The sequence below is a fragment of the Gordonia sp. 135 genome, from assembly GCF_009720185.1.
Taxonomy (GTDB): domain Bacteria; phylum Actinomycetota; class Actinomycetes; order Mycobacteriales; family Mycobacteriaceae; genus Gordonia; species Gordonia alkanivorans.
Genome location: NZ_CP046257.1, coordinates 3,419,065 through 3,435,201 on the forward strand (window position 1 = coordinate 3,419,065; position 16,137 = coordinate 3,435,201).

Consider the following 16,137-nt stretch of genomic DNA (forward strand, 5'->3'; position numbering starts at 1 on the left):
CTCAGAGCGAACGTCGCATCGCGAGGGCGCGGCGCTTGACTCGCCGCAGGACATTGGCTGCGCGCGTCTTCATCGGCGGTCCGACCTTGGGCAGCGGCGCGGCGAGGACCATCGAGGCGATCGTGTCGAGAGCCACGTCGAGCACCTCGCGATCGGAGGGCATCGGCGCGTCGTCGGCGGCACCGTCCGCCGACACCTCGAGGTCGGCGAGGTCGCCTGCGACGTCGTATCCCGCGCTGCGTACCGCCTCCACCATCGTGGCCGCCTGCGCGGCGGCCCACTGCCGGTGTTTGACCGTCAGCCCCTGGGGCGCGCCCGAGCGCGCCTCGAACAGGATCTCGCCGATCACCTGCCCCTTGATGATGCGTTCGTACCGGCGCCATTCGATGGTCTCCGGCTGCAGGCGCTGGTTCAGACCGCGGAGGAACTCGGCCTGCGACGCCGACAGCGAGCTGTTGAGGCTGGGCACCGGGATGTTCAGCGGTGCCGCGTCGACCTCCAGGACGCGGAGGAAGCGATCCCAGAGGGCGTCGCCCTGCGCCGGCCGACCGCGCGGCACGGTCACCACGTGGACGCGTTCGGGTCCGACGAACTTCGCCCACTTGGCGAGGATGCCGACGTGGTCCTGGAACTCCCAGAACGGTTCGTCCTCGACGAGCGGACCGGCATTCTCCGCGGACACCTCACCCACCGTGTTCGATTCCGCCGCGAACGCGACCGCGTCGACGAACTCGTCGAAGGAGGCACGCCGCTGGTTCTTGACGTTCTCCTGCCAGACCGACGGGAGCTGGCGGGCGAGGTCGCGAACCGTTGCGATGACGTGCACCTCGTCGGCGAACGACAGATCGGCCAGGAGCCGCTCGATCTGCTCGCTCGTCGCGGTGCTGTAGAGCTCATGCGACAGCAGCGAGGTCTGGGGCCAGGCCCGCATCTGCCCGAGCAGCTTGGGCCACACCCCGGAGAAGGCCGGGTCGGCCCAGTCGAGGTAGCGCTCTGGCTGGAGGTGGACCGCGGCGTGGAAGTGATCGGAGATGACGTTGCCCGGATAGAGCAACCCGGACGTCTGCAACGCCAGGTCACGGTTGCGCCAGAGTCGATCCTGCAGGTGCGTGGTGCCGGTCTTCGGGAGGCCGATGTGTACGTAAACGACGGACATGATGACTCGAGCCTAGACTTTTGCCCACGATGATTCTTTTCGGCGCGCATCGGCCCGACGACGGATTTTGGGCTGACTGATCCCGGCTGGTAAAGTTGTCCGCTGTTGCGGTGACGCCGTGAAGATCCTTCACGCGCCGACGCCGCGCGGTGCGAGTTCGGGCCAACCGGTCCGCCGCCCGACCAGAACAGACAGACATATCCACCAGCAACGACAGAGGTAACACGCGTGGCGAACATCAAGTCTCAGATCAAGCGCAACCGCACCAACGAGAAGAACCGGCAGCGCAACGTGTCGGTGAAGTCGGCCCTGCGTACCTCGATCCGTAGCTTCCGCGAGGCCGTCGAGTCCGGCGACAAGGACAAGGCTACCGAGCTCGGTCAGGCTGCGAGCCGCAAGCTCGACAAGGCCGCCAGCAAGGGCGTCATCCACGCCAACCAGGCCGCCAACAAGAAGTCGGCCATCGCTCTCGCGGTCAACAAGCTCTGAGCTGACCCACTCCGACCTCCGGGTCGCCTCGGCGCATGGCGCGCCGCCATATGTTCATACTCACGATCACCCCGGTAGCATCCACGCGGTTGCCGGGGTGATCGTCGTTCTTCTCTGCTGAGAGACACCGTCCGCCCGGCCGCGCGCGGTTGAGTCGCTCCCCTCGCCTGGGTGAGAAGTCGTCCCCGTGACTGGCGCCCGAGGGCACATTGCCCCCGCTATCGCGTCAGGGGGACGAGTTTCGACGCCGATCCGCTGACCGAGACTCGGCCAGTCGGCAGTAGCCGATACCTACTGCCGACTCAGTTCCGACGACGCCCGTCCGGCCGGAGATCTGCAACCGCGGCGACGGCGTAGGTCAGTGCGTAGTCGGCATCGGCGGCCTGTCCCTTGACATCGCCGTTGAGTTTCGCGACCACCCCGACCGCGCGGGCGATCGACTCCGAGTCCCATGCCTTGGCCTTCGCCTGCACGCTCTTGACCCGGTTCGGCGGCATGCCGAGTTCGGAGGCGGCGGCGAAGTGGTCGATCGACCCCATCGGCCGGATGCGGGCGATGGCGTGGACGGCTTCGGCGAGGGCGTCGGCCAGGAGTACGCGCGGCACTCCGTGGTGCAGCGCCCAGGCGAGCGACTCGAGTGCTCCGGCCCGGTCCCCCAGGACTGCTTTGTCGGCGACCTCGAAGCCGGTCACCTCGGACCGGCCCTGGTAGTACAGCTGCACGCTCTCGCGGTTCACCTTGCCGCCGGTGTCGGCGACGAGCTGGGCGCATGCGGCAGCGAGCTCACGCAGTTCGGAACCGACACTCTCGACGACCTGCTCGACGACGTCGGCGCTGACCTTCACACCGAGTGAGCGGAACTCGTTGCGGACAAAGGTCATCCGGTCCGATGCCCACTTCGGCGCGGTGGTCGCGTGCTCGACGGCGCCGGCCTTCTTCAACGCCGGAACCATCGACTTCGCGCGTCCCCCACCGGAGTGGATCACCATCAGCGTGATGCCCTCGGGCAGCGACGTGGCCGTCGTCGCGATGAGCGCCGCCGGCTCCTTACCGGCTTCGGCAGCAGACTCGACGACGACGATGCGTTCCTCGGCGAACAGTGACGGGCTCAGCAACTCGGCGAGCTCGTGTTCGCTGACGTCACCCGCACGCACCCGGGTCACCGGGACCGGTGTGCCCGCCTCCTTCGACGTCGCCTCCGCCACCGCGGAGATCACCCGGCCGGTCAGGAAGTCGTCGTCTCCGAGGAGCAGGTGCAGGCGATCGGTCACGTGCTCATCGTGCCAGATCGGGCCGACATGGCTGCGGGGACTACGGCGGCGGTCCCGGCGTCGTGCGTGCGGCCCGGCCCGTGCCGGGCGGTTCTCAGACCACGGACCTACGACGACCCCGCGAGCCCGTTCTCCAGCGCGTACAGGCTGGCGCCCACCCGATTCGACGCCCCGATCTTCGTATACGTCCGCTCGACATGATTGCGCACCGTCTTCTCGCTCAGAACGAGCTTCGACGCGATGTCCCGGTTGGACAGCCCACGCGCGACGAGTCCGAGGATCTCCCGCTCCCGCCGCGTCAACGCGTCGCTGTGCCGCGCCCGGGTCCGCGCGTGTCCGGCGGCGGCGAGAACGGCCTCGACGCAGTCGGCGTCGAGTTCACCGCGATGGGCGCGGCGCTCGAGCCGTGCGACCGCCTCGTCCGTCGACATCGCCGCCCGGTACGGCCGGGGTTCGACCGCCGACCGATACGTGACTGCGGCAGCGAGAATACGCTCCGGCTGCCCGAGCGCCGGTCCGTTGAGTCCCAGTGGATAGCCGGTCCCGTCGAGGTGCTCGTGGTGGGTCCGGGCGATGCGTGCCACGTCCCGGAGACCCGGGATGCGCGTGAGGACGCGGTCGGTGAGATACGGGTGCATGCGGACGCGCTCCCACTCCGCCGCGGTGAGGTCCCCGGCCTTCGACCAGATCTGATTCGACACCCCGATTCGCCCGACGTCATGAAGCCACCCCGCACGACGAGTCGCGTCGATGTCCGATCGTTCGACACCGAGGTGCCCCGCAGCCGATTCGGCCAGCGCCGACACTCCGCGTGAATGCCCCAGCGCGAAGGGACATTTCAGGTCGACGAAATCTCCGATGGCGAGCAGCAGATGGTCCAGTCCCGGATCGTCGAGACGGAGCTCGGCATCCGGCGCGATCGCCAACGCCAGCTCCCACGGATCGTCGGAGTCAGCCGGGAAGAGAGTCGCGGGATCGTCGACGAAGGCATCGACGACGTCGGGATCGAAGTGCCCTCCCCGCCGGCTCCGCGCCATCGCGACCGCTCCGTCGACGCCATACGTGCGCTGGTGGACCTCGGCCATGTCGGCCAGTTGTGCCACCCGCATCTCGATCGGGATCTCCACACCGGACACCCCGCCGGGAAGCCCTCCCCCGTCGAAGCGCTCGAACGTGTAGGTGATCGCCTGCTCGACGTCGGGACCCAGTCCGATGTGGCCGGCCAGCGCAGCCGCCGACAGGCAGTGCGAGTGCACGAGTGCCGCGATATTGCCGCGCGAATCCCGGAAGAGTTCGGCCATGATCTTCATCCGATGCGGAAGTGATTCTCCGCGAACGAGATTGCCGATGAGGAAACGCAGATACGGAAGTCCCGACCAGTCGACGAGATAGGCGTCGCGGCGCACCGCGATGTCGTCGCCGAACCAGCGCGCGTACTCGGCGGAGTCGGCGTGACAGCCGATCCACATCACGAGCGTCGCGTAGTAGACGGTGTCCTGTTGCGATCGGTCGAGCCCCAGCCGGCGCGCCAATCGCGTGGCGATGACCGCCGACCGCAGCATGTGCTCGGCTGGCTGACCGAGTCCGAGGTCGATGGCGACGGACAGGCCGGCCAGCACCTCGACTCGACGCGGAAGCACCCTTTGCGGGCTCATGACGTTCATTGTCGCGCTCATCGCCTCGGGTGTCAGGCGACTCGCGCGTGCGCCGGCCCCGACGCTCGACGCGCACGCAGCCCGGGCACCAGCATCGGGACGCGACGCCGATACTCGACATAGTCGTTCCCGAAGTCCCGGATCAGATCCCGTTCCTCCAAGTGGATACCGATGAAGATGTATCCCGTTGTCGCGCAGGCGAACAGAAGATGTCCGGCGGTCATCGTCGGGGCCACCCAGAACGCGATGACGAAGCCCAGGTAGATCGGGTGTCGCACGATTCCGTACCAGAGGGGTGTGATGAACCGATACGGCGGGAGCGGCCGCCGACGCGCGTTGGCGACCACCTGTCGCAGACCGAACAGGTCGAAGTGGTTGATGTGGAACGTCGAGGTCAGGACGAGGACCCAGCCGAACAACGACGCCGCGACGAGGACCCACCGCAAGGCCGATGTGGAGACGTCCCACACGGTGGTGGTGATCGGATGCCACCACCAGAGCAGAGCTGCCAGGCACGCGGTCGCCGCCAGGACGTAGGTGCTGCGCTCGATCGGCTGGGGCACGATGCGCGTCCACCGACGTTTGAACCCGTCGCGCGCCATGACGCTGTGCTGCGCGGCGAACAGCGTCAGCAGTCCGAGGTCGACCACCACCGCCGCCACGACCCCCGTCGACGGCCCGCCACGATCGATGGTCCGCGGCACGATATCGACGCCGCCGATGACGATCGAGGCGTTCTCGACGAACGCGATCGCCCACAGGAACACCACCAGGAAGGCGACGTAGGCAGTCACCCCATAGGCGAGGTAGACGGTGCGGGTGAGAAGGGTTGCCGCCGGGGCGGTGTCCGTTGGCGACGGCGATTCCATCGTGGTCATGTCTGTACTCCTGTGTCGGTGAAGGCGTGCGTGGTGTCGTTTGCGGCGTCGGGTGCATCGAAAGCCGATCGGCCGACGAAGAACAGTCCGCGTTGCGGGAGGGGGATGTCGCCGATGCTGATCTGTTCGTCGAGTGGTGCGGGAGAACCGAAAGTCTCACCGTCCAGCCACGCCCGGCTGTCGGCGACGCGCCAGACGTACAGCGGTGTCCCGCGGAACTGCGGCCCGTTGGGGGTCCGGGCGCACATGCGGATTCGGCCGGCGCGCAGCATGAGCGTCGCCATCGGCCCGACGGCGTGCAGCATGGTCCGGCTGCGCCACGCTGCGGTGGGCGTCGCACCGCTCAGCGTGGTCATCAGCCGGGTCGCCGGTGACGAGGCCAGCTCCACCGTCCAGCGGAGCGTGTCGCCCATCGTCACCTCGAACGTCTGGTCGTCGGCCCATCCGACATTGATCGACGGAACGCGCCGTGTGGTCGCGCCCGCGCCGAAGTAGCGTGGGCAACTCTGGTCCGGCTCGGTTGTGGTGTAAAGCGTCCAGAGGCCGTGCGGATCTCGATGCCAGACGGACCGATACGCGGGTCCGATGGAACTGGCGACCATGTCGCGCAGGGCCAGATAGTGGCTCGACGCAAACGGCAGGCCCATGACGCCGTACCCGGCGAATCGCTCGTCATCGCCGTCGGCGAGCCGTGGGTGAGCGCGGGCTTCGGTGACGACTTCTCGGGGTGTATGTGTGTTCATGACCCCAGCGTCGTCCGCGACCCGCCTCACCCGCGTGGGGCATCTGCCTCAACTTCTCCTCACCCGAACACCTCGACACTGGCCCACCCCGGACCGCCGAGGGTGTGCGCGCACCAGATCATCCACCACAGTTCCGGCCCCAGCGCACGGACCAACAGTTCCGCGATCCCCGCGCCGACCCCATCCGGTGGACCGATCGCACCCACGAGGGCAGCAACGGTACCGACCACACTGATGACCGCGACGACGGGCGCGACGAGCAGATTGGCGACGATCCCGACCACCGACAGCTGACCGGTGACCAGCACGACGATCGGAGCGGTGACGACTTGCGCGGTGACCGCCATTGCGATCACCTCCGCCAACCCCGGTGGACACCGCCACCCCCGCAACCGATCCCGCAGCCGCGGTGCCCACAGCACGATGGCGCAGGTGGCCGCCACCGACAGCGCGAAGCCTGGTTGCAGAGCGAGTTCCGGCCACCACAGGAGACCACCGATCACCGCGGCCCCGAGAGCCGGCATCGACTGCGACCGACGCGACGCGAACAGCGCCAGCACCCCGACCGCACCCATCAGCGCTGCCCGCAACACGCTCGGCGTGGGTCGGACGAGCATCACGAATCCGAGGATCACCACCAGCCCGACGACCGCCGCGGCACGCGGTGGCACCCCGATGCTCCGGACGATGAGAAGCGCAGCGCCGCAGACGATCGCGAAGTTCGCCCCGGACACCGCCGTGAGATGGCTCAGTCCGGCGGCGCGGAAGTCGTCGCGCAGATCCTCGTGCACGCCACTCTCGTCGCCGAGCACCAGACCCGGCAGCAGACCCGCGGCCTCCGGATCGAGGCCGCGGGTGGCCACCAGCTGCAGGCGTTGCCGGATCGATCCGGCGACTCGCTGATACGCGGGCGGGCCGCCGATCAGCTTCGGAGTCGAGGCGGTCAGCGATGCGACGAGGAGCGTTCGGCTCGGCGGTGGCCGTACCTTCACGACCGCGACAACCCGTTGGCCGGGCAGCAACCCCGACCATGCCCGCGCCGCGGCACGCAGGTCCGCGGGCGCGGACGTAACCCGCTGACCGCCAATCTGTTCGACGCCTACGCGTACGCGAATCCGCCCCTGCCTCGCCGGTCCGATCGGGGTCGGATCGCTGCGCAGGGTCATGACCGCCGTCGCCTTGCCCGACACGTGTGCCAGCGGGTGGTCGGCGCGCGCCTCCTGCCGGAGCGCGAGCGATGCCGCACAAGCGGCGGCCAGACCGGCTCCCACGACGACGAGCCCCACCAACTCCCAGCCGAACCGGCGGGAACCGACCACACCGACGACGGCCACCAGTGACGCGACGATCGCCATGCCGACGCCGACACCAACGGGGGCCATCAGACCGCACGCCGTCACCGACCACACCACCACCGCCGGCACCAGCAGCCGAAAGTCCATCCTCAGACCGTCACGAGGTCACGAAGTCTGGCCAGCCGCGCCGGACCGATCCCGTCCACCTCGGCGAGCTGACCCACAGACATGAAGCGGCCGTTGCGTTCTCGCCAGTCGAGGATCGCCTTCGCCGTCACCGGCCCGACCCCGGGCAGCGCATCCAGTTCGGTCTCGGTCGCCGTGTTCAGGTTGACCCGACCGCCGGCCTCCGCCGCCGACGACGCCGGTGGCGGACTGCCCGGGCCCGCCGAGGGACCGGGCGCCGGCGCAGCACCTTCCGCACCGACCACCGCACTGCGCATCGACATCTGCCCCTCACCACCGGCGTAGCCCACGAGGACCTGATCGCCATCGCGCAGGACCTGAGCAAGATTCAGCGACAACAGATCCGCACCCTTACGGGCGCCACCGGCCTGTTCGATCGCCTCCGCGACCCGTGCTCCGGGAGCCAGACGAACCAGTCCGGGTTTGTTCACGAGGCCGACGACACTCACGACCAACTGCGCCGGCGTCGTACTCGGTTGCGCGGCAGTCGGCGCCGACACCTCTGACGTCGACGACGGTCCGGGTGCACCGAAGTCCACCACCGGCGTCGTATCCGTTCCGCGGAACAGTCCGAATCCCGCCACGACGCAGGCGATCACCCCGACCGCGATCAGCGCGATCGCCGCGGGCGGTGCCACGGCAAAGCGTCGGCGTGCAACAGGGTCGTCGTCCTCGTCCCAGTCCCCGCCCGGAGAGTCGGCGTCCGGGTCGAGCACGTCGTCGAATCGCCCGACCCGACCACGCCGCGGTGGCGACGGCGACGGCGACGGCGGCGCATCCAGCCACGTCGGCATCCCGCCGATCCCCCAACCGGGATGCGCGGGCTCCTCGACTGCGACAGCCGCGCCCGGGTCACCGACACCGGGCGGCGGGTCGGATTCGGCAGCGGCCGGAGACAGATCCCGACGAGCCGGCGGCTCGACGACCGGTCCCAGACGGTCCAGCGGATTCCGCCGTCCTGATGCGCTCATGGCGCCACACGCTAGGGCGGTTCAGTGCCGAATCGACGTGGCCCGGCGCGCAGCCGAGAGATCTGTGGACAGCAACCAGACTGTGCACCGATTCCCGATTCAGGTCCCGACCGGACCGCGCTCAGCTCTCCTCGAGCCCTTCGATCGGGTCGAGGTGCGAGGCGATGACGATACCGACCGATCCGGGACCCACATGGGAGCCGAGGATCGGTCCGAGGTCGACGGTCAGCTCGGAGGTCACCATCCGTAGACGGTTGCGCAGCGTGGCGAGGACTTCCGCCGCGACGTCCGGGGTCTCGCAGTGCTGGACGCCGACCGTGACCGCGCGTCCTCCTGCGGATTCGACCGCCGCGTCGACCATCTTGTCGAGCGCCTTGGAGAAGGTGCGGTGACGTTCCTTGAGCTGGAGCGTGCCGTCGACCATGTGCAGGATCGGCTTGATCGACAGTGCCGAACCGAAGAGCCTGCCGGCGGCGGAGATCCGGCCGCTCTGGCGCAGGTTGTCGAGCTGCTGGACGCACAGCAGCGAGTCGACGGTCGCGGCCTGCCGGATCGCGGACTCGTACACGCGATCCCGGTCGGCGCCGTTCGCGGCCGCCTGCGCCGCCCCGATGGCGGTGAAACCCACTGCGAGACCGACGGATCGGGAGTCGACGATGCGGACCTGCCCGGAGAACTTCTCGGCTGCCAGCCGCGCCGAGCTCCACGTGCCGGACAGCTTTCGCGACATGTGCACCGCCACCACGCCGGCACCTTCGCTCGCTTCGAGTGCCGACTCGAAGTACTCCGTCAGTTCACTCGGATTGGCACCCGAGGTGGTCACGCCCGGTGTCGACACCACATCCTCCGGGATGTAGTCGACGCCCTCGCGGTAGTCCTTGTCCTCGATCGTGACATGTAGCGGGACCTGCCGGATCCCGTAGTGCTCGGTGACCGACTCCGGTAACCGAGACGACGAATCTGTGACGACGACGACAGGCACCCGTCTACGTTAGCCGGTTCACCGGTCGGACCTCACATGGGAGTCGCGACGTCCGTCGACTACGTGTTCGCCCGACTCTTCTCGACCACGGGCGTCACCAGATCGGCGATCTGACGATGGCAGGAGAAGCCCCAGTGGATGCCGTCCGGGTTCATCGCCGCCGCCGGATCCTCGAAGGCGTCCCGCGTCACCGGATAGAAGTCGACGCAGGGCAACCCGTGCTGCTCCGCCCACCGCGCCATCGCCGCCGTCGTCGGAATTCGGCCCGTGTGGACATGGCCGTAATACGGGCTGCTGTGCGTCGGCGGGAGGCACACGACGATCGGCAGATCCGGACGGAGCTGTGAGAGGGCCTCATGGATCTTCTCGAGATATTCGACGGTCACCTTCGGCGGCAACGCCAGCGGCCACCCCAGACGCGCGCCACGGGGTTGCACCCACGAGTACGCGTCACGCACCAACTGCCGCAGCCGATTCGGTCGCACGTAGCGAATCTGCTCGCGCAGCGCGGTCGGCAGCGGCGAGGGCAACGTGTCCATGCCGCCGAACGCCAGCACGACGACATCGGTGTGCGGCACGGTGGCCCAGATGTTCGGGTCCTGGGTCAGCGCCCACCAGACGTCGCGGCTCGTCCAGCCGATCCGGCCGAACAGCTTCACCGGCAGGTCCACGTCGGCGCCGACGAGTGACGGCCAGATCCGCGGATCGTTCGCGGGCAGCCCGCCGACCGGACCGTAGTAGGCCAGCGAATCGGACAGGACCATCATGCAGCGCTCTCCCGAGGGGGCGCCGCCGTTCACGTCGGTCACTGAACGGCGGGGTCCGAGTCCTCGGCCGACGCGTTCCACACGTCGAGCCGCCACCGCGGAAGGTCGCCGGGCACACCATGGCCCGACAGCTGCACCCAGCTGGTGTTCGCGAGACCACCGAAGACCGGCCAGTTGTCCACCGGCAGACCGAGGAGCGCCGCGGTCATCGCCGCGATGACCCCACCATGGGCCACCAGCACCACCGGCGCCTCGGGATTGTCGCCGACACCCCAGTCCGGCAACTGCTCGATCAGCTCGTCGACCAGCGGAGTGGAGCGCCTCGCCACGTCGACGCGGCTCTCGCCACCCGGCGGCGTCCAGGTCGCGTCGTCGCGCCACACCGCCCGTGCGCCCGGCATGACCTCGTCGACGTCGAGATGCGTCAGACCCTGCCACTCGCCGAGATGCGTCTCACGAAGGCGCACATCGGTTGTCACCGGAAGGCCGGTCCGCTGTGCGAGAGCCTCCGCGGTGTCGCGGGCACGCTTCAGGTCCGACGACCAGATCACCAGCGGTTGCCGCTTCGCCAGTTCGTTCGCGGCCGAATTCGCCTGCCGCACACCCAGCTCGGAGAGGTCGGTGTCGAGCTGGCCCTGCATACGGCTGCCCGCGTTGTACTCGGTCTGCCCGTGGCGCAACAGGATCAGCCGCCGGACGACCGGGGTCAGACGCTCGACCGAAGTGTCGTGGGTGTCGGGACCCCCGCTCACGTAAGTCCTTCGACCTCGACGACCGGGCAGTCCTTCCACAGACTCTCCAGCGCGTAGAAGCGGCGCTCGTCGGTGTGCTGGATGTGCACGACGATCTCGGCGTAATCGAGCAGCGCCCAACGCCCCTCACGGGTGCCCTCGCGACGCAGCGGCTTGTGCCCGGCCTCGCGCAACTTCTCCTCGACCTCGTCGACGATCGAATTGACCTGTCGCTCGTTGTCCGCCGACGCGATGACGAAGGCGTCGGTGATCACCAACTGTTCCGACACATCGATCACCGTCACCTCATGGGCGAGCTTCTCCGCGGCCGCCAGAGCAGCCACCTTGGCCATCTCCAACGCTTCAGCTGACGCAGTCACACAAGTCCTCTCGAAATTCCCTCAGGGCTCGACACCCGCTCGCTCCGCTCCCGGCGCGGACACCCCGGGCGACGACGCCCGAGGCGCACGATACAGCTTCCTCTTCGCGATGTACTGCACGACGCCGTCGGGCACCAGGTACCAGACCGGACGACCCTGCGCCGCACGTGTGCGGCATTCGGTCGACGAGATCGCCAGCGCCGGGATCTCCAGCAGGTGCAGCGTGTCGTCCGGCATCTGCGCGAGATGCTGGGCCAGATGGGTGGCGTCGAGCTCGTAGCCGGGCCGGCTCACGCCCACGAAGCGAGCGAGGTCGAACAATTCCTCCCAATCCTGCCAGGACAGGATCGACTCCAGCGCATCGGCGCCGGTGATGAAGTACAGCTGCGCGTCCGGCAGTTGCTTCCGCAGATCGCGCAACGTGTCGACGGTGTAGGTGTCGCCGTCCCGGTCGATGTCAACGCGACTCACGCTGAACTGCGGATTCGACGCCGTCGCGATGACCGTCATCAGGTACCGGTCCTCGGGCGGACTCACCGTCGTGTGCTCGCCCAGCTTCTGCCACGGGCGCCCGGTCGGGACGAAGATCACCTCATCCAGTTCGAAGCGATGAGCGACCTCGCTCGCCGCCACCAGGTGCCCGTTGTGGATCGGGTCGAACGTGCCACCCATCACGCCGATGCGGCGCGCACGATGGCGGTCGGTTGACATGGACGGTCAGTCTACGCGGTGACGCCGCGCTCAGATCGGCAGCAGGTCGGCGATGACCGTGCCGAGCTGCGTCGCATTGCGGCATTCGAACATGTCGATGACCTCCGCGTAATCGGTGGCGGCCGAGTCACCGGTCCCCCAATGCTCCTTCGCCTCGGGATTCAACCAGTAGGCGTGACGGGCACGTTCGACGAGTTCGGCGAGCGCATCGACGTGCGCATCGTGATAGTTGTTACGGCCGTCGCCGAGGACCAGCAGCGCTCCCCGATGCGTCAGCGTCTCCGCATAGTCGCCCACGAAGCCGGCGAGCATGTTCCCGTAATCCGAATGCCCGTCGCGCGTCGAGATCCGTGCGGTCGAGATCATGTGGTGCATCGCCGCACCGAAGTCCTCTTCGCCGTGGTCGAAGAACTCGGTCACCTCGTCGACGGTGTCGACGAACGCGAACACCCGCACCTTCGAGAACTGTTGCCGGAGTGCGTACACCAGTCGCAGGGTGAACTGGCTGAACCCGGCGACCGACCCCGACACGTCGCAGATGATGATCAGCTCCGGGCGGCCGGGACGCGGCTTGCGGTGACTGAGTTCGATCGGGACACCGCCGGTGGACATCGACGCACGCAGGGTCTTGCGCACGTCCACCGCACCGCGATGGGCCCGGCGTCGTCGCGTCTCGAGCTTCGCCGCGAGCAGCCGGGCCAGCGGCTCGATGGTCTTGCGGATCTCCACCTGCTCCTTGGCGCCCGCGGACAGGAAGTTGACGTTCTCCGGCAGCGGCGGCACCGCGTACGCGCCGACCTTGTCACGGCCGTTGCGGTCGGCCATCCGACGCTGCGTCTCGCGTTCGATCGCGGCCCGCAGATCGGCGGCCTTCTGCCGGGCGGCCTGCCGGTACAGCGGCTCCGTGCCCGGCCGGCCCGCGTCGCCCTCGCCGTCCCCGGCCATCGCCGCGGCGATCTTGGCGATCAGCGTCTGCGGGCTCACCGCGGAGATCGCTTGGTAAGCCGAGAAGGCCTCACCCTTCGTCGAGCCATAGCGTCCCAGCTCGTCGACGATCATCGCAATCGCCTGCTCGAGTCGACCGTCACCGGCCGCCGAGTCGTCGGCCAGCATCTCCGCGAGCGCGTCCCGTACCGCCTCGACGTCGAGGTTGCCGTCCTCGTCGCGCGGCAGGTCCTCGGTGATGGTGCGCATCCCCGCGCCCACCGGGAACCACAGATCGAAGACGCGGTCGAAGACCCCGCGATGCGAATTGTCGACGAGCAGCGTCGTCGCCAGACCCTCGCGGAGGCGGGAGCGCTCCAACAGGTCGAGGACCTCCATCGCGCTCGCCGCGTCGATCAGGGCCGACGGCCCGACGACGATCCCGCGACGGCGCAGCTCGTCGACGAAGTCGGTGAGGTGCGCGACGAGCGGAGTCGTCATCAGCCCAGCTTGAGTTCTTTGAGAGCCGTCTTCAGATCGGGCCGGTGCTTGAGCACCACACCGAGCGTGCGCGCGATGAGGCCGTCGTCGAGGCCGCCGCGCTTGGTGTCGGCCTGCTCACCCGCACCGAGTGCGAGCAAGGTGTTGGCCCAGTCGATCGTCTCGGCCACCGACGGCTTCTTGCGGATGTCCAGCGTCCGCAGCACGCCGACGATGCGCACCAGCTCCGCGCTCAGCGACGCCGACAGATTCGGTACCCGCGATGCGAGGATCTCCTTCTCCCGCTCGGCGTCGGGAAAGTCGATGTAGAGGTACAGACAACGACGCTTGAGCGCCTCGGACAGTTCACGGGTGGCATTCGAGGTGAGCAACACGATCGGGCGACGCTGCGCGGCAACCGTTCCCATCTCGGGGATGGTGATCGCGAAGTCGCTGAGGACCTCGAGGAGCAGACCTTCCATGTCGACGTCGGCCTTGTCGACCTCGTCGATCAGCAGCACGGTCGGGCCCTCGCGCGAGATCGCCTTCAGCAGCGGACGCGGCAGCAGGAACTCGTCGGAGAAGATGTCGGTCTTCGCCTCTTCCCAGGCGCGGTTGCCGGTGGACTGGATGTGCAGGATCTGCTTGGCGTGGTTCCACTCGTAGAGTGCCCGCGCCTCGTCGATGCCCTCGTAGCACTGCAGGCGGACGAGTTCGGCGTCCGTGGCCGCGGCGATCGACTTGGCCAGTTCGGTCTTGCCGACACCGGCGGGCCCCTCGACCAGCAGCGGCTTGCCGAGCCGGTCGGCGAGGAAGGTCGACGTCGCGGTGGCGTCGTCGGCGAGGTAGCCGGTCTCACGCAGCTTCGAGACGACGTCGTCGACCGACGTGAACGACGGGACGACCTGCGGTCCGGAGGCGGTGTACTCGGCAGGGGTCGTCATCAGGCCGGCCGAACGTGGCCGTTGCCCCAGACCAGCCACTTGGTGGAGGTCAGTTCGGGCAGGCCCATCGGGCCGCGCGCGTGCAGCTTCTGGGTGGAGATGCCGATCTCGGCGCCGAACCCGAACTGCTCGCCGTCGGTGAAGGCGGTGGAGGCGTTGACCATGACGGCGGCGGCGTCGACGCGGCGGGTGAACTCGTCCGCGGCCGCGAGGTCGGTGGTGATGATCGCCTCGGTGTGCCCGGTGCCGTAGGTGTCGATGTGCGAGACCGCGGCGTCGAGATCGTCGACGACCTTCAGCGCGATGTCCATCGACAGGTACTCCTTGTACCAGTCGTCCTCGGTGGCCGGTTCCATGCCGGGTTCGTCGCCGTGGATGACGACGCCCTGGGACTGCAACACCTGGGTGATCCGGGGCAGCGCGTCTGCGGCGACGGCCTTGTCGACGAGGACGGTCTCGGCGGTGTTGCAGACACTCGGCCGGCGCGTCTTGGAGTTGAGGATGACGCGGACGGCGACGTCGAGGTCGGCGAGCGCGTGCACGTAGACGTGGCAGTTGCCGACGCCGGTCTCGATGGTCGGGACGGTCGCGTTGGAGACGACGGCCTCGATGAGTCCGGCACCGCCACGCGGGATCACGACGTCGACGAGCCCGCGGGCGCGGATGAGTGCGGTGACGCTCGAGCGATCTTCGCTGGGCAGCAACGACACCGCGTCGGCGCTGAGTCCCTTGGAGGACAGGGTCTCCCGCAGGATGCGGACGAGTTCGGCGTTCGACGACCGAGCCGACGACGATCCGCGGAGCAGCACCGCGTTGCCCGACTTGAAGGCGATGCCGAACGCGTCGACCGTGACGTTGGGACGCGCCTCGTAGACGATGCCGACGACACCGAGGGGAACCCGGAGCTGTCGGAGCTGGAGTCCGTTGGGCAGGGTCTTGCCGGCGACGACCTCACCGATGGGGTCGGGCAGGACCGAGACCTGCCGCAGACCGTTCGCGATGCCGACGACCCGGGCTGCATCGAGACGGAGACGATCGAGCAGGCTCGCCTCGGTGTCCGCCTCCTCGGCGCGCTTGATGTCCTCGGCGTTGGCCGCGAGGATCGTCTCCGTGGCGGCCTCGATGGCGTCGGCTGCCGCGAGCAGGATGTCATTCTTGTCCGCTGTCGTCAGTCCACCCAGCGAGCGGGATGCCGATTTCGCAGCTCTGGCGAGTCCGAGGACGACCTTCTCGGTGTCGGACTCGCCTGTTGCGACGGAGGGCTCTGCGGTGGGTGCGCTCATCAACTTCCTCGACTTCGCGGGTGGTCGCCGCGACGAGGTCGTCGCGGGAGATATGCCGTTCTCAAGAGTAGCGCCGGGCCGCGCACGTCCCCAAAGAGATCCGGTCCGGTCAGGCGCGGGACCACCACTTCGAGCGTCGGGACGACTCTTTCGCGTGCCCGTCGCACCACTGGGAGTCGGGGACGCGGCGCTTGAGGGCGTCGACATGACGACCACAGCCCGACCAGGTGGTCTTGCCACACGTTCTACAGGTCACCGGTTGACACATGTTCTGAGAGTCCTTTCGTCTGC

At 68.3% G+C, this 16,137-nt stretch carries 16 protein-coding genes; 1 reads left to right on the forward strand and 15 read right to left on the reverse strand.

The window, feature by feature from the left end; translation table 11 throughout:
* Window position 1: 1 nt before the first annotated feature.
* Window positions 2-1,156: a hypothetical protein gene (locus tag GKZ92_RS15480; protein ID WP_006359334.1), complete on the reverse strand. Its 1,155-nt coding sequence runs from the start codon at window positions 1,154-1,156 to the stop codon at window positions 2-4.
* A 228-nt stretch (window positions 1,157-1,384) separates the two neighbouring features.
* On the opposite strand from GKZ92_RS15480, the gene rpsT reads away from it, so the two are divergent.
* Complete coding sequence (gene rpsT, locus GKZ92_RS15485) at window positions 1,385-1,645, forward strand: 30S ribosomal protein S20 (protein ID WP_006359335.1); 261 nt, start codon at window positions 1,385-1,387, stop codon at window positions 1,643-1,645.
* Between the two features lie 302 nt (window positions 1,646-1,947).
* Here rpsT and holA read toward each other — a convergent pair whose 3' ends face one another.
* From holA to GKZ92_RS15555, 14 genes are all read right to left on the reverse strand, one after another.
* On the reverse strand, window positions 1,948-2,916 hold the full coding sequence (gene holA / locus GKZ92_RS15490) for a DNA polymerase III subunit delta (protein WP_006359336.1): 969 nt from the start codon (window positions 2,914-2,916) through the stop codon (window positions 1,948-1,950).
* Between the two features lie 107 nt (window positions 2,917-3,023).
* Window positions 3,024-4,580: an HD domain-containing phosphohydrolase gene (locus GKZ92_RS15495; protein ID WP_075862978.1), complete on the reverse strand. Its 1,557-nt coding sequence runs from the start codon at window positions 4,578-4,580 to the stop codon at window positions 3,024-3,026.
* Window positions 4,581-4,603: 23 nt separating this feature from the next.
* The gene (gene mddA, locus GKZ92_RS15500) at window positions 4,604-5,449 is read right to left on the reverse strand and encodes a methanethiol S-methyltransferase (RefSeq protein ID WP_075862977.1); all 846 of its coding nucleotides are present in this window, start codon (window positions 5,447-5,449) and stop codon (window positions 4,604-4,606) included.
* Window positions 5,446-6,192, reverse strand: coding sequence for a hypothetical protein (locus GKZ92_RS15505; protein ID WP_075862976.1), 747 nt, complete (start codon window positions 6,190-6,192; stop codon window positions 5,446-5,448). Before GKZ92_RS15505 ends, mddA begins: the two co-directional genes overlap by 4 nt.
* Window positions 6,193-6,251: 59 nt before the next feature.
* Window positions 6,252-7,634, reverse strand: a complete 1,383-nt coding sequence (locus GKZ92_RS15510; protein WP_075862975.1) for a ComEC/Rec2 family competence protein — start codon at window positions 7,632-7,634, stop codon at window positions 6,252-6,254.
* 2 nt (window positions 7,635-7,636) lie between these two features.
* Window positions 7,637-8,644: a ComEA family DNA-binding protein gene (locus GKZ92_RS15515; protein WP_075862974.1), complete on the reverse strand. Its 1,008-nt coding sequence runs from the start codon at window positions 8,642-8,644 to the stop codon at window positions 7,637-7,639.
* A 121-nt stretch (window positions 8,645-8,765) separates the two neighbouring features.
* Window positions 8,766-9,626, reverse strand: a complete 861-nt coding sequence (locus GKZ92_RS15520) for a DegV family protein (RefSeq protein ID WP_006359342.1) — start codon at window positions 9,624-9,626, stop codon at window positions 8,766-8,768.
* Window positions 9,627-9,685: 59 nt separating this feature from the next.
* Window positions 9,686-10,393 (reverse strand): diglucosylglycerate octanoyltransferase, encoded by a 708-nt coding sequence (gene octT / locus GKZ92_RS15525; RefSeq protein WP_230461963.1) that lies wholly within the window; start codon window positions 10,391-10,393, stop codon window positions 9,686-9,688.
* 38 nt (window positions 10,394-10,431) lie between these two features.
* Complete coding sequence (locus GKZ92_RS15530; RefSeq protein ID WP_006359344.1) at window positions 10,432-11,145, reverse strand: histidine phosphatase family protein; 714 nt, start codon at window positions 11,143-11,145, stop codon at window positions 10,432-10,434.
* The gene (gene rsfS, locus GKZ92_RS15535) at window positions 11,142-11,504 is read right to left on the reverse strand and encodes a ribosome silencing factor (RefSeq protein WP_035751282.1); all 363 of its coding nucleotides are present in this window, start codon (window positions 11,502-11,504) and stop codon (window positions 11,142-11,144) included. Before rsfS ends, GKZ92_RS15530 begins: the two co-directional genes overlap by 4 nt.
* 21 nt (window positions 11,505-11,525) lie before the next feature.
* Window positions 11,526-12,215: a nicotinate-nucleotide adenylyltransferase gene (gene nadD / locus GKZ92_RS15540; protein WP_035751281.1), complete on the reverse strand. Its 690-nt coding sequence runs from the start codon at window positions 12,213-12,215 to the stop codon at window positions 11,526-11,528.
* Window positions 12,216-12,245: 30 nt separating this feature from the next.
* Complete coding sequence (locus GKZ92_RS15545) at window positions 12,246-13,640, reverse strand: vWA domain-containing protein (protein ID WP_035751279.1); 1,395 nt, start codon at window positions 13,638-13,640, stop codon at window positions 12,246-12,248.
* A complete protein-coding gene (locus GKZ92_RS15550; RefSeq protein WP_006359348.1) occupies window positions 13,640-14,563 on the reverse strand; it encodes an AAA family ATPase in 924 nt (307 codons plus the stop codon). The genes GKZ92_RS15545 and GKZ92_RS15550 overlap by 1 nt, the downstream gene beginning before the upstream one ends.
* Window positions 14,563-15,846, reverse strand: coding sequence for a glutamate-5-semialdehyde dehydrogenase (locus GKZ92_RS15555; RefSeq protein ID WP_042376363.1), 1,284 nt, complete (start codon window positions 15,844-15,846; stop codon window positions 14,563-14,565). Before GKZ92_RS15555 ends, GKZ92_RS15550 begins: the two co-directional genes overlap by 1 nt.
* Between the last annotated feature and the right edge of the window lie 291 nt (window positions 15,847-16,137).

Bases quoted from the DNA above. Each gene is read 5' to 3' on its own strand.
- GKZ92_RS15515 (WP_075862974.1), bottom strand. From the start codon at position 8,644: ATGAGCGCATCAGGACGGCGGAATCCGCTGGACCGTCTGGGACCGGTC.
- GKZ92_RS15495 (WP_075862978.1), bottom strand. From the start codon at position 4,580: ATGAACGTCATGAGCCCGCAAAGGGTGCTTCCGCGTCGAGTCGAGGTG.
- nadD (WP_035751281.1), bottom strand. From the start codon at position 12,215: ATGTCAACCGACCGCCATCGTGCGCGCCGCATCGGCGTGATGGGTGGC.
- GKZ92_RS15545 (WP_035751279.1), bottom strand. From the start codon at position 13,640: ATGACGACTCCGCTCGTCGCGCACCTCACCGACTTCGTCGACGAGCTG.
- mddA (WP_075862977.1), bottom strand. From the start codon at position 5,449: ATGACCACGATGGAATCGCCGTCGCCAACGGACACCGCCCCGGCGGCA.
- GKZ92_RS15510 (WP_075862975.1), bottom strand. From the start codon at position 7,634: ATGGACTTTCGGCTGCTGGTGCCGGCGGTGGTGGTGTGGTCGGTGACG.
- GKZ92_RS15480 (WP_006359334.1), bottom strand. From the start codon at position 1,156: ATGTCCGTCGTTTACGTACACATCGGCCTCCCGAAGACCGGCACCACG.
- octT (WP_230461963.1), bottom strand. From the start codon at position 10,393: ATGATGGTCCTGTCCGATTCGCTGGCCTACTACGGTCCGGTCGGCGGG.
- GKZ92_RS15555 (WP_042376363.1), bottom strand. From the start codon at position 15,846: ATGAGCGCACCCACCGCAGAGCCCTCCGTCGCAACAGGCGAGTCCGAC.
- GKZ92_RS15505 (WP_075862976.1), bottom strand. From the start codon at position 6,192: ATGAACACACATACACCCCGAGAAGTCGTCACCGAAGCCCGCGCTCAC.
- GKZ92_RS15550 (WP_006359348.1), bottom strand. From the start codon at position 14,563: ATGACGACCCCTGCCGAGTACACCGCCTCCGGACCGCAGGTCGTCCCG.